15 protein-coding genes are annotated in these 13,419 nt (G+C 68.0%); 12 read left to right on the top strand and 3 right to left on the bottom strand.

Annotated features, from left to right (window positions below; all coding sequences use genetic code 11):
* Positions 1-145: 145 nt before the first annotated feature.
* Complete coding sequence (locus C448_RS16290; protein ID WP_004053988.1) at positions 146-316, top strand: DUF7556 family protein; 171 nt, start codon at positions 146-148, stop codon at positions 314-316.
* An 11-nt stretch (positions 317-327) separates the two neighbouring features.
* Here C448_RS16290 and C448_RS08735 read toward each other — a convergent pair whose 3' ends face one another.
* Positions 328-831, bottom strand: a complete 504-nt coding sequence (locus tag C448_RS08735) for a 2'-5' RNA ligase family protein (RefSeq protein WP_049916200.1) — start codon at positions 829-831, stop codon at positions 328-330.
* A 264-nt stretch (positions 832-1,095) separates the two neighbouring features.
* Here C448_RS08735 and C448_RS08730 point away from each other — a divergent pair, with 264 nt between their 5' ends.
* From C448_RS08730 to argF, 9 genes are all read left to right on the top strand, one after another.
* A complete protein-coding gene (locus C448_RS08730; protein WP_004053984.1) occupies positions 1,096-2,361 on the top strand; it encodes an argininosuccinate synthase in 1,266 nt (421 codons plus the stop codon).
* Position 2,362: 1 nt separating this feature from the next.
* Positions 2,363-3,808, top strand: coding sequence for an argininosuccinate lyase (gene argH / locus C448_RS08725; protein WP_004053982.1), 1,446 nt, complete (start codon positions 2,363-2,365; stop codon positions 3,806-3,808).
* Between the two features lie 155 nt (positions 3,809-3,963).
* Complete coding sequence (gene lysW, locus C448_RS08720) at positions 3,964-4,128, top strand: lysine biosynthesis protein LysW (RefSeq protein ID WP_004053979.1); 165 nt, start codon at positions 3,964-3,966, stop codon at positions 4,126-4,128.
* A 2-nt stretch (positions 4,129-4,130) separates the two neighbouring features.
* Positions 4,131-5,003, top strand: coding sequence for a lysine biosynthesis protein LysX (gene lysX / locus C448_RS08715; RefSeq protein WP_004053976.1), 873 nt, complete (start codon positions 4,131-4,133; stop codon positions 5,001-5,003).
* Between the two features lie 22 nt (positions 5,004-5,025).
* On the top strand, positions 5,026-6,063 hold the full coding sequence (gene argC, locus C448_RS08710) for an N-acetyl-gamma-glutamyl-phosphate reductase (RefSeq protein ID WP_004053974.1): 1,038 nt from the start codon (positions 5,026-5,028) through the stop codon (positions 6,061-6,063).
* Positions 6,063-6,896 (top strand): acetylglutamate/acetylaminoadipate kinase, encoded by an 834-nt coding sequence (locus C448_RS08705; protein ID WP_004053972.1) that lies wholly within the window; start codon positions 6,063-6,065, stop codon positions 6,894-6,896. Before argC ends, C448_RS08705 begins: the two co-directional genes overlap by 1 nt.
* Entirely contained in the window at positions 6,893-8,029 is a 1,137-nt protein-coding gene (locus tag C448_RS08700) for an aspartate aminotransferase family protein (protein ID WP_004053970.1), read from the top strand. Before C448_RS08705 ends, C448_RS08700 begins: the two co-directional genes overlap by 4 nt.
* Positions 8,026-9,087, top strand: coding sequence for a [LysW]-lysine hydrolase (locus C448_RS08695; protein ID WP_004053969.1), 1,062 nt, complete (start codon positions 8,026-8,028; stop codon positions 9,085-9,087). Before C448_RS08700 ends, C448_RS08695 begins: the two co-directional genes overlap by 4 nt.
* A complete protein-coding gene (argF, locus tag C448_RS08690) occupies positions 9,084-9,989 on the top strand; it encodes an ornithine carbamoyltransferase (protein ID WP_004053968.1) in 906 nt (301 codons plus the stop codon). The genes C448_RS08695 and argF overlap by 4 nt, the downstream gene beginning before the upstream one ends.
* Here the strand turns inward: argF and C448_RS08685 are convergent.
* Positions 9,986-10,456, bottom strand: a complete 471-nt coding sequence (locus C448_RS08685; RefSeq protein ID WP_004053967.1) for a hypothetical protein — start codon at positions 10,454-10,456, stop codon at positions 9,986-9,988. The genes argF and C448_RS08685 overlap by 4 nt on opposite strands.
* 122 nt (positions 10,457-10,578) lie before the next feature.
* On the opposite strand from C448_RS08685, the gene C448_RS08680 reads away from it, so the two are divergent.
* Positions 10,579-10,971, top strand: a complete 393-nt coding sequence (locus tag C448_RS08680) for a helix-turn-helix domain-containing protein (protein ID WP_004053966.1) — start codon at positions 10,579-10,581, stop codon at positions 10,969-10,971.
* 9 nt (positions 10,972-10,980) lie between these two features.
* Here the strand turns inward: C448_RS08680 and C448_RS08675 are convergent, their stop codons facing one another.
* Positions 10,981-12,072, bottom strand: a complete 1,092-nt coding sequence (locus C448_RS08675; RefSeq protein ID WP_004053965.1) for a S1C family serine protease — start codon at positions 12,070-12,072, stop codon at positions 10,981-10,983.
* An 88-nt stretch (positions 12,073-12,160) separates the two neighbouring features.
* Here C448_RS08675 and thrC point away from each other — a divergent pair, with 88 nt between their 5' ends.
* Positions 12,161-13,414 carry a threonine synthase gene (gene thrC / locus C448_RS08670; protein ID WP_004053964.1) on the top strand — a complete coding sequence of 418 codons (1,254 nt, stop codon included), beginning with the start codon at positions 12,161-12,163 and terminating at the stop codon, positions 13,412-13,414.
* Positions 13,415-13,419 lie beyond the last annotated feature (5 nt).

Below are 13,419 nucleotides of genomic sequence, written 5' to 3'. Positions count from 1 at the left end.
TTTTGTGTTAACGCTTCGCCCAACTTCGACGCCGTTGTTTTACATTATCGTCGTGATGTGAACGACGATGACGGGAACTGCCGTCCGGCAGTGTCGTTACCACAGTCCGGTGAATTTATATATCGTTGGTATGTACTCACATAGTATGACGCCAGATACGGCCGCTGTGGCGACAGCCGGCTCCGCGGAGGACGTCATGAGCTCGGTCGACGATGACGGTAGCGTCGAGCGGTTCGTCATCGCCGATATCTCGCGGGACGACGCCTGGCTTTCGCTCCCGCTCGCCGAGGCAGCCACGCTCGCCGACTGGCAGTAAACTTTTTTTTTTCAGTACGATACCGGCAGCGAGAGGGTTCCAGCGCGCTCGTCGTGGGTCGCATCGTAAAATCGGAGTTCGGAAATCGACCACTCGATCGGGTCGACGGTGCGCGAACGGAGCGCTTCGGCACGATCGACGCTCCCCCCACGGGCGAGGGTGATGTGCGGGACGTACGCCTCGCCTTCGAGGTCGGCGATCGCGCCGAAGGTATCGACGAGGCGCTCGTGGATCGCCACGAGTCCCGGACTCGCAACGGCGAGATAGACCACCGGCCCGGGACCACGAACGGGCTCCTCGAAGAGTTCGATACCCGTCACGCGCGCTTCGATCGATGTCGTCCCGTCGAGTACCCGCCGAACGCGCTCGGAGAGATGGGCGTAGTCCTCGGACTCGAAGCGCTTGCAGACCAGCGAGTGGCGCTCGCGCACGCGCTCGAACCCTGCAAGCCGGGGATGGAGTGTCGCCGCGAGGCGTTTCACTCGTCCGGGAGCCGGGACGTTGAGGCTGAACACGTTCGCGAGAGGGGAGCGAGCGGAATGACCGTGGTGGTCGGCGGTGCAAGCGTTGCCGAGCCGGAAGCATTTAATAGGGCGGCCATCCACAGGCTGCATATGACGCGGACACACGACGCCGGCTCGTTTTCGACCGCCGGCGCGTGGGCGCTCCGACCGCGACGACCGGGCCTTTAGGCCCGCATACACTTCTCTCCAACCGATCCGATACGCTCTCCAGCCTACCCGAAGGGTTCGCTGGACGAACCATCACTACCACACCAGATGACAGATACGACATCCACAGCCGATTCCGACCGCATCGCACTCGCCTTCTCCGGCGGGCTCGACACGACCGTTTGCGTCCCGATCCTCGAAGAGGAGTACGGCTTCGACGAGGTCGTCGGCGTCACCGTCGACGTCGGCCAGCCCGAGGCCGAGTTCGACGAGGCCGAGGCGACCGCCGCCGCGCTCGATCTCGAACATCACGTGATCGACGCGCGCGAGGCCTTCGCCGAGACGTGCCTCGACGCCGTCCGCGCGAACGCCACCTATCAGGGCTACCCCCTCGGGACGGCGCTCGCCAGACCCGTGATTGCCGAGGCGATCCTTGACACCGCCCTCGAAAACGACTGCTCGGCGCTCGCTCACGGCTGTACGGGCAAGGGCAACGACCAGCTCCGCTTCGAGACCGTGTGGCGCGCCTCCGATCTCGACGTGATCGCACCGGTGCGCGAGCTCGGACTCACCCGCGAGGCCGAGCAGGAGTACGCCGCCGTGCGTGATCTCCCTGTCGAGGGTGGCGACGGCGGCGCGTGGAGCATCGACACCAACCTCTGGAGCCGCTCGGTCGAGGGGTCGGACCTCGAAGAGCCCTCCTACGTCCCCCCGGAGGAGATCTACGACTGGACACAGCCTCCCGAGGGCGGAAGCGAACTGCTCGAAATCGAGTTCGCGGAGGGGCGTCCGGTTGCGCTCGACGGTGAGAAGACCGGTGCGATCGAGCTCATCGAACAGTTGAACGCGGTCGCTGGTGCACACGGTGTTGGACGCACCGATCTGATGGAAGACCGGATGCTCGGGCTCAAAGTCCGCGAGAACTACGAGCATCCCGCGGCAACGGTGCTCCTCAACGCGCACGAAGCCCTGGAGTCGCTCGTGCTCACCAAGGAGGAGCGCAGTTTCAAGACGCAGATCGATCACGAGTGGGCCGAGAAAGCCTACGAAGGACTGCTCGCCGCGCCGCTGGTCGACGCGCTCGACGGGTTCATCGACTCGACCCAAGAGCGCGTCACCGGCACCGTCACGATCAAACTCGAAGGTGGGCAGGCCAGACCCGTGGGCCGCGAGAGTCCCTACGGCGTGTATTCGGCCTCGGCAGCCTCGTTCAACACCGCCGACGTCGGCGGCGGGATCGAGCAGAACGACGCCACCGGCGTGGCGAAGTACCACGGCTTCCAGTCGCGGCTGGCCGGACAGGTCATCGACGAGGCCGAGACGCCCGAAGCAGCCGCCGACGGCGGCGTGAGCGACGAGAGCGGGGGCGACTGAGATGAGCGAGGAGGGAGGCGACGTGGTGCGCCGCGAGCGCTTCAGCGGCGGCCCCGCCCGTGGCTTTCTCTCCTCGATGGACGCGGACGAGCGGCTGTTCGCGGCCGATCTCGCGGTCGACCGTGCGCACGTCGTGATGCTCGCCGAGCAGGGGATCATCGACGACGAGAGCGCGAGCACGATCCTCGATGCGCTCGCCGACGTGGAGCAAACGGGCTACGACGCGCTCGACGGCGAGGACATCCACGCCGCCATCGAGACGGCAGTTATCGAGCGCACGGGGAAAGAGGGCGGGCGGATGCACACCGCACGAAGCCGCAACGACGAGGTAGCGACGTGCATCCGGTATCGCCTGCGCGAGGAGCTCCTCGATGCGATCGAGGCGACGCTCGTGCTTCGCGAGGCGCTGGTCGAGGAGGCGAGCGCGCATTCGGAAACGACGATGCCCGGCTACACGCACCGCCAGCCTGCCCAGCCCATCACCGTGGGCCATTTCCTCTCGTCGTATGCGCAAGCGCTCGGACGCGATACGGAGCGGTTGCGTGCGGCCTACGACCGGACGAACCGATCGCCGCTCGGCGCGGCGGCCTTCGCGGGCACGCCCTTCGACGTCGACCGCGAGCGCACCGCCGAGCTGCTCGGGTTCGATGCGGTTCTCGAGAACTCGATGGACGCGGTCTCGACGCGGGACTTCCTCGTCGAGGCGGCGAGCGCGCTGGCGACCCTCTCGGTGACGCTCTCTGGGCTCGCGACCGATCTCGTCGAGTTCGCGGCCGATGGGTACGTCGAGATCGACGACGACTACGCTTCGACCTCGTCGATCATGCCCCAGAAGAAGAACCCCGACACGCTCGAACTCGTCCGGGCGTCCGCCGGGACCGCGAGCGCCGGCCTCAATGGGTTGTTGACGACGCTCAAGGGGCTGCCTCGGGCGTACAATCGCGATCTCCAGGAGGCGACGCCCCACATCTGGAACGCCGTCGATGCGGTCGTCCCCGCAACGGAGGTCGCGGCGGGTGCGGTCGCGACCGCGTCCTGGAACGAATCCGAGCTGGCTTCGGCGGCGGGCGACGGGTTCGCGACCGCGACCGGCGTCGCCGATCTGCTCGCGATGCACGGCGTGCCGTTTCGGTCTGCCCACGAGATACTGGCGCAGGCTGCCGAGGAGGGTGCTGACTACGCGGCCGTCAGGGCGGCCGCCGAGGACGTACTCGACGACGCGCTCTCGGCGTACGTCGAGCGCGAGGCCGTCGAGGCGGCGCTCGATCCGGCGGCGAGCGTGGCGAGTCGTGATTCCGTCGGCGGTCCCGCACCCGGTGCGGTCGCGGCGGTGCTCGACGAGATGGAGGACGGGATCGAGGACGATCGGGAGCAGCTTGCCGAGCGTCGCGAGGCGCTCGTCGCTGCCGAGCGCGCACTCGAAGCGGAGGTGGGTGAGTTTGCCTGAGCGACCGCCCCCGCGAGGGGGAACATTTCACTTCGTCGATACCGACGAAACGCGCGAACCGCCCGATTTCGACGTCGAGAGCCGTTCATATCTTTTGTAAACTATCGAACAGGTCCGAAGGGTTTAAGCGGATTCCCGGGTGAGGTGGGGACACAATGGCGAACTGTCCCGAATGTGGGGCCGAACTGTCCCTGCACGACGACGTGGAGACCGGTGAGATCATCGACTGTGGCACCTGCGGCGGCGAGCTCGAAGTGGTCGCGACGGGTCCTGTCGAACTCGAAACCGCCCCCGAGCTCGAGGAAGACTGGGGGGAGTAAGCGTGAAGATAGGCGTCCTCTACTCGCGTATCAGGCAGGACGAGAAACTCCTGCTCGGCGAGCTCCGCGAGCGCGGCCACGAGGTCGTGAAAGTCGACGTGCGCGACCAGCGCTTCGGGCTCTCGGAGCCGCCGGCGGCGCTCGCCGACGTCGACATCGTCGTCGACCGCTGTCTGGCGACCAGCCGGAGCCGGTACGCGACGCAGTTCCTCGCGGCCTACGGGATCCCGGTGATCAACGATCCCGCGACCGCCGACATCTGTGCCGACAAGGCCAAGAACAGCCTCGCGCTCGCGGGAGCCGGGGTGCCCACCCCGCGTACGGAGGTCGCCTTCACCAAGGAGAGCGCGATGGAATGCATCGAGGAGTTCGGCTATCCCTGCGTCCTCAAACCCGTCATCGGCTCGTGGGGTCGCCTGATGGCGAAGATCGACTCCAGAAGCGCCGCCGAAGCGATTCTGGAACACAAGGCCACCCTGGGTCACTACGAGCACAAGGTGTTCTACATCCAGGAGTTCGTCGAGAAACCCGGACGTGACATCCGCGTGCTGGCGACCGACGGCGAGCCCGTGGCGGCGATGGTCCGGTCCTCGGATCACTGGCTCACGAACGCGGCGAAGGGTGCCGAAACCGAGTGCTTCGAACTCGACGATGAGGCACGCGATCTCGTCGCCCGCGCCAGCGAGGCAGTCGGCGGCGGACTCTTGGGTGTGGACCTGATGGAGACGGGCGATTCCTATACGGTCCACGAAGTGAATCACACGGTCGAGTTCAAGGCGCTCGACGGGGTCGCAGACGTCGACGTCCCCGGGAAGGTCGTCGACTGGCTCGAAACGAGGGCGAAGAGCGCCGAACCCGCCGAGGTCCCCGCATGACGGCGGCCACGAGGACGAACGAATGAGCCATACCGCCTCCGTCGTCGGCGCGAGCGGGTTCACCGGCGGCGAACTGCTGCGCCTGCTCACCAGCCACCCGGAGTTCACGGTCGCACAGGCGACCAGTCGTGAGTACGCGAACAAGACGATCGGTAGTGTGCATCCCAATCTCCGGGAGCTCGACGTGCGCTTCAGCGAGCCGACCGATCTCGATAGCGTCGACGTGCTGTTCGCCGCCACCCCGCATGGCGTGTCGATGGAGCATATCGACGCCTTCCAGGAAGCGGCCGACACGGTCGTCGATCTGAGCGCCGACTTCAGGCTGGATAGCGAGGCCGAATACGACGAGTGGTACGACGGCCACAGCCGGCCCGAGCTCCTGGAGGAATCGGTGTACGCGCTCCCCGAGCGCAACCGCGAAGAGTTGCCGGGTGCGTCGCTGATCGCGGCGGGTGGCTGCAACGCGACCGCCACCATTCTGGGACTCGCACCGCTGTTCGACGGCGGAATTTTGGACGGGAGCGAGCAGCTGGTGGTTGACGTCAAAGTCGGTTCCTCGGAAGGCGGTGCCGGAAGCTCGAAGGCGTCGTCGCACGCCGAGCGGTCGGGCGTCGTCAGACCGTACGCGCCGACGGGCCACCGCCACGAGGCCGAGATCCAGGCCGAGTTCGGCTGCGAGACGGCCTTCAGCGCCCACGCGGTCGACATGACCCGTGGTGCAGCGGCGACCTGTCACGTCTTTCCAGACGAACCGGTGACGACCGGCGATCTCTGGGGTGCCTTTCGCGAGACCTACGACGACGAACCGTTCGTCAGGCTCGTGGCCGGCGGCACGGGCGTCTATCGCTATCCCGAACCGAAGGCGGTGGCGGGCACCAACTACGCGGAGGTCGGGTTCGAGCTCGACCCCAGTAACAAACGCATCGTCGTCTTTTCGGCGATCGACAACATGATGAAGGGATCGGCAGGCCAGGCCGTCCATGCGGCGAACATTTCCTGCGGGTTCGAGGAGACAGCTGGACTCGGTTTTCAGGGGTTGCATCCCGTGGGAGCGCCCTGATGACAGTCGTCGTGAAAGTCGGCGGCGCGCGGGCGGTGAACCCGGCCGGGGCCGTCGCGGACGTGGCGGCGCTCGTCGACGAGGGCGAAGACTGTGTCGTCGTCCACGGCGGCTCGACGGCGGTCGACGAGACGCTCGACGAGCTCGGCGAGGAGCCGGAGTACGTCGAGACGCCACGCGGCGTCGTCGGGCGGTTCACCGACGAGCGCACGATGGAAGTCTTCGAGATGGTGCTGCCCGGAAAGCTGAACACGGACCTCACCGCGCAGTTGCGGGCGGACGGTGTGGACGCGCTCGGACTGTCGGGCGTCGACGGCGGACTGCTGACCGGGCCGCGGAAGTCCGCGGTGAAGGTCGTCGAGGACGGAAAGACGAAGATCCGCCGCGGCGAGCACTCCGGGAAGATCGAGTCGGTCAACGACGATCTGCTCGAATCGCTGCTCGCGGACGGCTACACGCCGGTCGTGACGGTCCCGATGGTGGCTGACGACCATACACCTGTGAACGCCGACGCCGACCGCGCGGCCGCGGCGGTCGCCGGCGCGCTCGACGCGACTCTGGTCGTGCTGACCGACGTGCCGGGTGTGCTCGACGACCCGGACGACCCGGCGACGCTCATCGAGCGGGCGGCGACACCTCAAGAACTCGAACGGGTCGAGTCGGTCGCCGAGGGGTTCATGGGCAAGAAGGTGATGGCGGCCAAGGAGGCGCTCGACGGCGGTGCGGCGTCGGTCGTCGTCGCCGACGCCAATTCCGAGAATCCGATCCGGTCGGCGCTCGACGGCGGTGGAACGCATCTTTCGCCGGGCGTACTCGGGGAGGTCGAGGCATGAGCGGCTTCGTCCACGCCGAGAAGCCGATCCGTCTCGAACGCGGCGAGGGCGTTCATCTCTACGGCGAGAGCGGCGACGAATATCTCGACTGCGGGGCGAGCTACGCCTGTGCGCCGCTCGGCCACACCCATTCGACAGTGACCGAGGCGATCCGCGGGCAACTGGAACGGCTGACGTTCGTGCAGGCCTCCTATCCCGTCGCAGCGCGCGAGCGGGCGAACGCGGCGCTCGAAGCCGCCGCGCCGGAGGGACTGGAAAACGTCTGGCTCTGCAATTCGGGGACCGAGGCGAACGAGGCGGCGCTGAAATTCGCCCGGAGCGCCACCGGCGACTCGAAGATCGTCGCCACGATGCAGGGCTTCCACGGGCGGACGATGGGCGCGCTCGCGACCACGTGGAAAAACGAGTATCGCGACCCCTACGAGCCGCTGATCGGCGACGTTGAGTTCGTTCCCTACGGTGACGAAGCGGCGCTCGCGGATGCGGTGGACGACGAGACGGCCGCGCTGATCCTGGAACCCGTCCAGGGTGAAGGTGGCATCAACCGCCCGCCCGAGGGCTATCTCGCGGCAGCGCGCGAACAGACCGAGCAGGCGGGCGCAGCCCTGATCCTCGACGAAGTGCAGACCGGGATGGGAAGAACAGGGGAACTGTGGGCCTGCGAGCACGAGGGCGTGACGCCCGACGTGCTCACGACGGCGAAGGGGCTGGCGAACGGCCTGCCCGCCGGCGCGGCGCTCTGTGCCGACTGGATCGCCGAGAGCCACGGCTCACACAACTCGACGTTTAGTGGGGGGCCGGTCGTGAGCGCCGCCATCGACGCCACTCTCTCGACGCTGGTCGAGGAGGAGATGCCCGCACACGCCGGGAACGTGGGCAACTATCTCGAAACCGAACTCCGGGCGGCGGTCGGCGATGACGTCCGCGAAATCCGGGGTATGGGGCTGATGGTCGGTATCGAGGTCAAGTGCGGGGCCAACCGCGTTCTCCGCGATCTCGCGCTCGATCACTCGATCCTGGCGCTGCCGGCCGGCCGGTCGGTCGTCAGGCTGCTCCCGCCGCTGGTGATGGACGAGACGGACGCCGATCGGGTCGTCGACGCGCTCGCGTCCGTGCTCGGAGGGGAGTCGTGAGCGAGAGCGTCGCAAGCGTTTCGGCGAGTCGGGCGCGCGACCTGCTCGTCTCGCTCGTCGAAACCCCGTCGCCGACCGGCGAGGAGCGCGCCTGTGCGGAGCGCCTCGTCGATTTCTTCGAAGCACACGGGCGCGCGGCGACGATCGACGCGGTCGGCAACGTCCGTGCACCGGCGGACGACGCCGTACTGCTGACCTCCCACATCGACACCGTGCCCGGCGAGATTCCGGTCCGTGTCGAAGCGGATGGCGGCGAAGAGGTCCTCTGGGGGCGCGGCAGCGTCGACGCGACCGGCCCGCTCGCAGCGATGGCGGTCGCGGCCGTGCGCACAGGGGTGAGCTTCGCGGGCGTCGTCGGCGAGGAGACCGATTCCGACGGCGCGCGCCATCTCGTTTCGACGCGCGAGCCACCCGGAGCGGTGGTCAACGGCGAGCCCTCGGGCTGGGATGGCGTCACTTTCGGCTATCGGGGGCTGCTCGCGGGCACCTACGTCGCCACGAGCGAGTCCGGCCACACCTCACGCCCCGAGAACAACGCCATCGAGGACGCAATGGAGTGGTGGGCACGAGTGAAGGCGACCGTCGACGAGGGCGAAGAGTGGACGCCGGTCTTCGAGCGCGTCACGCCGAAGGCCACCGCGATCGCGGGCGGTGTGAGCGACGACGGGCTCTCCGTCGAGGCGACGATGGACGTCCAGCTGCGCGTGCCGCCGAGCCTCACCGTCGACGAGGTGCGCGAGATGGCCGACGGTGAACTCGATACTGGGACCGTGCGCTGGCACGACAGCGTCGATCCCGTGATGGCGAGCCCAAGGACGCCGCTCGCGAGCGCGTTCCGCGCGGCGATCCGGGAGGCGGGCGGCGAACCGCGCAGCCTCCGCAAGACGGGCACCAGCGATATGAACATCTATCGTGCCTGGGACTGCCCGATGGTCACCTACGGCCCGGGCGATTCGGACTTCGATCACGCGCCCGACGAGCGCCTCCCGCTCGCCGAGTTCGACACGAGCGTCGAAGTGCTCTGTACCGTCGCCGAACGGATCACGGGGGATGCATGACTCGGCATTTCACCGATATCGACGATCTCTCGGCCGACGAGCTGACGACGGTGCTCGACACGGCGAGCGAGCTCAAATCACAGGTAGATCGCGGCGAGCGCGAGCCGCTGCTCGAACGCCAGACGCTTGGCATGGTCTTCGAGAAGCCGAGCGCGCGGACGCGCATCTCCTTCGAGACCGGGATGACCCAACTCGGCGGCCACGCCATCTTCCTCGGCCCGGAGGACATCGGGCTCGGCGAGCGCGAACCCCTGAAGGACACCGCGCGCACGCTCTCGGGCTTCGTCGACTGCGCGATGGTGCGGCTGTTCGAGCACGACGATCTCGAAGAGCTCGCCGCCCACGCCACGGTGCCGATCGTCAACGGACTGACCGACGACGCCCACCCCTGCCAGACGCTCGCTGACCTGCTCACGATCCGCGAGACGATCGGCTTCGACTCGCGGGTGACCTGGGTCGGCGACGGCAACAACGTCGCTCAATCGTTCGTGCTTGGCTGTGCGCTCGCCGGCATCGAGCTTACCGTGGCGACGCCCGAGGGGTACGGGATCGACGACGATGTACTGGAGCAAGCAGCGGAACTCGGCGCACGACCGACGACGACCGACGATCCCGAGCGGGCGGTCGCCGATGCCGACGCGATCTACACCGACGTCTGGGTGAGCATGGGCGAGACGAGTGGGGAGAAAAAGCGCACCGCCTTTCAAGAGAGCGGCTTCCAGCTGAACGAGCAGCTGCTCGCGGGAACCGACGCGCGCGTGCTGCACTGCCTGCCGGCCCACCGCGGCGAGGAGATCACCGACACGGTGATCGAGAGCGAGCGCTCGCTCGTCTGGCGACAGGCCGAAAATCGCCTGCACGCCCAGAAGGGGTTACTGAGCTTCTTGCTCGACGCGCGCTAGTTCCCGAGCAGCGGGACGATCGCGCCGACGGGCACGCCGTAGACGGCGTGGGCCGGGAGACTCCCGGGGAGCGCGAAATTCGGGAGCGGCGGCGCGCCGGCGAAGCCCACTGTTTGTAACCAGATCGGCATCACGAGCGCCGCGAGCACCGCCCAGAGGACGACCCCGTACACGAGGCCGGCGATCGTCGATCGGCCGATACCGTTCCCGATGCCCGTGGTGGCCGCGATCGCGGCGAACACCACGCCGAGGATCGCGCTGTGGGCCATGTGGACGATCCAGCCGGCGAGCCCGCCCTGAAGGCCGTACAGCGCCGGAATCGCCATCTCGATGACCGGCGGCATCAGCATGGTTATCAGCACGCCCATCGCCGCGCCGCCCGCCAGGCCGCCAACGACGCCCGCCTGCCAGTCGGCCAGTCGTGTACCGGTCGCCGCCGTCGTGTCGGTGCGAGTTTCTTGGCTCATGCGAACGACGGTAGTTTGCGCGCCGACATAGCCATGACCCGTGTTGGCGAACGGCGCGCATTGGCGCGAAGCGCGCACGACCGCGGGCGGATGTTTATCTTCCAGCTCACCGAACGGTCCCCATGATCGACTCCGATCCGGACCCGCAGCGGTTTCGCGATCTAATGGTCGACTCCGAGCCCGGGTTCGCGGAGGTGATGGTCTGCGTCTTCGACATCCAGCGCCACGAGACGCGGACCTATCGGACGCTGTGCGATCGCCCGGAGAGCACGGTCGCGGAGCTCGCCGAAGAGCTGGATCGTGATCGTTCGAACGTCAATCGCTCGCTGTCGACGCTGCGCGAGAAGGGCCTCGCCGACCGCGGTCGCCGACTGCTCGATGGCGGCGGTCACGTCTATCAGTACACCGCGACGCCGTTACCCGAGGCGAAAGAGCTGATGCACGACACGCTCGACGAGTGGACCGCCTACGTCCACTCGCGCATCGACGGGTTCGGGGACGAAGCGCTCGAATGAACGGGCGAGCTAGCCTGATTCGGGCGTGCGCTCGAACGCACCGGGCTGTTCCGGCCGGCTGCCGAGCGTGAGCGAGAGCGTTCGGCGCTCGCCGTTGCGCAACACCGTGACGTCGATCGTATCGCCCGGCGATGCCTGAAGCGCGAGATACGAGGAGAGCTGCTGGCGGCCGGCGATTTTCTCGCCGCCGAGACCGACGATGACGTCGCCCTGCCTGAGCGTGCCGTCCGACGGGCCGTCCTGACTGACCTGCGTGACGGCCACGCCACGCGGGCGATCGAGTCCCACACGATCGGCGAGATCAGGTGTGACGGTCTGCAGCCCGACGCCCATGTAGGCGTGCTCGTATGCGCCGTTCTCGATGAGCGACGGCACGACGCGCTCGACGAGCGCCGCCGAGACGGCAAAGGCGAGGTTTTCGCCGCCGCCGGAGCTGATGACGCCGATGACCCGGCCGTCGAGATCGACGAGCGGGCCGCCCGAGTTGCCCGGGTTGACCGGCGCGCCGGTCTGGATCGCGTCGGGGATCCGGTAGCCGTTCGGCGCGGGGATCAGGCGGTTGACGCCGCTGACCAGCCCCGACGTGACCGAGCCTTCCAACCCGAACGGGTTGCCGATGGCGACCGCCTCCGTGCCGATGGCGGGTTCGGATTCGACCAGCGAGAGCGGTTCGGCGTACTGGGGTGTGTTCCGTACGTCGACGACGGCGAGATCGCTCGACGGGTCCGTCCCGACGACCGACGCCGAGCGCCACTCACCCTTGGAGAACCGAACCTGGACGTCGCTCGCATCGCTGACGACGTGGGCGTTCGTGATGACGTGGTTCCCACGGAAGACGAATCCCGAACCCTGTCCACCCCGGCCCGATCGACTGGTGACGCTGATGAGGACGACCGAGCCGATGGTGTCGCGGTAGACTTGCGTGTACGGACTCGGAGAGGAGCGGCTGGCGTTCGTCGCGTTTCCCGACGGCGTCCCTGTCGTCGACGATCCGTTCGTCGTGTTCTCGCCGCCGAGGACGCCGGAACAGCCGGCGATCGAGGCGGCGAGCGTCGCCCCGAGCGCGCCGAGATATCGCCGACGCGTCGTCCGCTGGCTCATGCGTGGCGTTGTGGCCACGCGTGGGTAAGCACCACGCTTGTGGTGTGCGAACCAGCCGACTTTTGCCCACAGCCCCCGAGGCGCGCACATGTCCGACCTCAGCCTCGCCGCGGCCGCGCCCGACTGCGCCGACGACGGTGTCTGGCTCGCCTGCATCGAGTGTGGCGAACAGCTCGCCCCGTTCGACGAACCGACCTACCGCTGTCCCGACTGCGGCGGGCTGCTCGAAGCGCGCTACGAGCAGTATCCGACGTTCGAGGAGTTTTCGGGTCGCGGCGTCTGGCGCTACGACGCGGCGTTGCCCTTCGATCACGGTGTCTCGCTGCCCGAGGGTGACACGCCGCTGCACGAGGTCCCCCGGCTCGAAGCGGACGTCGGAGTACGGAGCCTGCGCATCAAACACGAGGGGATGAACCCGACGGGCAGCTTCAAGGATCGGGGGATGACCGTCGGGGTTCGCGTCGCCGAGGAGCTCGGCGTCTCGCGGCTGGCCTGTGCCTCGACGGGCAACACGAGCGCGGCGCTCGCGGCCTACGGCGGACGCGCCGGCCTGGAGACGCTCGTCTTGCTCCCGGCTGGCAAGGTCGCCGCCGGCAAGGTGGCCCAGGCCGCCCTCCACGGTGCACGCATCCTCGAAGTCGACGGCAACTTCGACGCCTGCCTCGACATCGTGAGCGAACTCGCCGACCGCGGCGAGGCCTACCTGCTCAACTCGCTCAATCCCTTCCGCCTGGAAGGCCAGAAGACGATCGGCTTCGAGATCCTCGAAACGTTTCGCGACGAGTACGGGCGGTTCCCGGACCGCATCGTCCTCCCGGTCGGCAACGCCGGCAACACGGCGGCACTCTACAAGGCCTTCCGCGAACTCGTCCGGGCGGGCGCGCTCGCCGAGGACGAGGTGCCGATGCTGACCGGCGTCCAGGCCGCGGGGGCCGCACCGATGGTCGAGGCCATCGAGGAGGGCTACGAGGACACCGAACGCTGGGAGGACGTCGAGACGCGCGCGACGGCCATCCGGATCGGCAACCCGGTCAACGCGCCGAAGGCCCTCCCCGGCATCCGGGCGACCGGCGGCACCGCGGTCGCGGTCGCCGACGACGCGATCACCGACGCCCAGCGCGCGCTCGCCGAGGAGGGCGTCGGCGTCGAACCCGCGAGCGCGGCCAGCGTCGCCGGCCTGCGCAAACTCCGCGAGGAGGGCGTCGTCGACGACGGTGAGGACGTGGTTTGCCTGACGACCGGCCACCTGCTGAAGGACCCCGACGCGGCCGCCGCCGCGGGGGCCGAGCCGGAACCGGTGGCGAACGACACCGAGGCGATCCTCGACCATCTGAGCGGCTAGGTACC

This window comes from Halococcus morrhuae DSM 1307 (assembly GCF_000336695.1).
In the GTDB taxonomy this organism is placed as follows: domain Archaea; phylum Halobacteriota; class Halobacteria; order Halobacteriales; family Halococcaceae; genus Halococcus; species Halococcus morrhuae.
The sequence above is the reverse complement of the archived record's forward strand: the minus strand, read 5'-3'. Positions and strand labels throughout refer to the sequence as shown.

What these genes read in the sequence shown, in the direction of transcription:
- C448_RS16290 (WP_004053988.1), top strand. Translation starts at nt 146, where the DNA reads ATGACGCCAGATACGGCCGCTGTGGCGACAGCCGGCTCCGCGGAGGAC.
- C448_RS08730 (WP_004053984.1), top strand. Translation starts at nt 1,096, where the DNA reads ATGACAGATACGACATCCACAGCCGATTCCGACCGCATCGCACTCGCC.
- argH (WP_004053982.1), top strand. Translation starts at nt 2,363, where the DNA reads ATGAGCGAGGAGGGAGGCGACGTGGTGCGCCGCGAGCGCTTCAGCGGC.
- lysW (WP_004053979.1), top strand. Translation starts at nt 3,964, where the DNA reads ATGGCGAACTGTCCCGAATGTGGGGCCGAACTGTCCCTGCACGACGAC.
- argC (WP_004053974.1), top strand. Translation starts at nt 5,026, where the DNA reads ATGAGCCATACCGCCTCCGTCGTCGGCGCGAGCGGGTTCACCGGCGGC.
- C448_RS08705 (WP_004053972.1), top strand. Translation starts at nt 6,063, where the DNA reads ATGACAGTCGTCGTGAAAGTCGGCGGCGCGCGGGCGGTGAACCCGGCC.
- C448_RS08700 (WP_004053970.1), top strand. Translation starts at nt 6,893, where the DNA reads ATGAGCGGCTTCGTCCACGCCGAGAAGCCGATCCGTCTCGAACGCGGC.
- argF (WP_004053968.1), top strand. Translation starts at nt 9,084, where the DNA reads ATGACTCGGCATTTCACCGATATCGACGATCTCTCGGCCGACGAGCTG.
- C448_RS08685 (WP_004053967.1), bottom strand. Translation starts at nt 10,456, where the DNA reads ATGAGCCAAGAAACTCGCACCGACACGACGGCGGCGACCGGTACACGA.
- C448_RS08680 (WP_004053966.1), top strand. Translation starts at nt 10,579, where the DNA reads ATGATCGACTCCGATCCGGACCCGCAGCGGTTTCGCGATCTAATGGTC.
- C448_RS08675 (WP_004053965.1), bottom strand. Translation starts at nt 12,072, where the DNA reads ATGAGCCAGCGGACGACGCGTCGGCGATATCTCGGCGCGCTCGGGGCG.
- thrC (WP_004053964.1), top strand. Translation starts at nt 12,161, where the DNA reads ATGTCCGACCTCAGCCTCGCCGCGGCCGCGCCCGACTGCGCCGACGAC.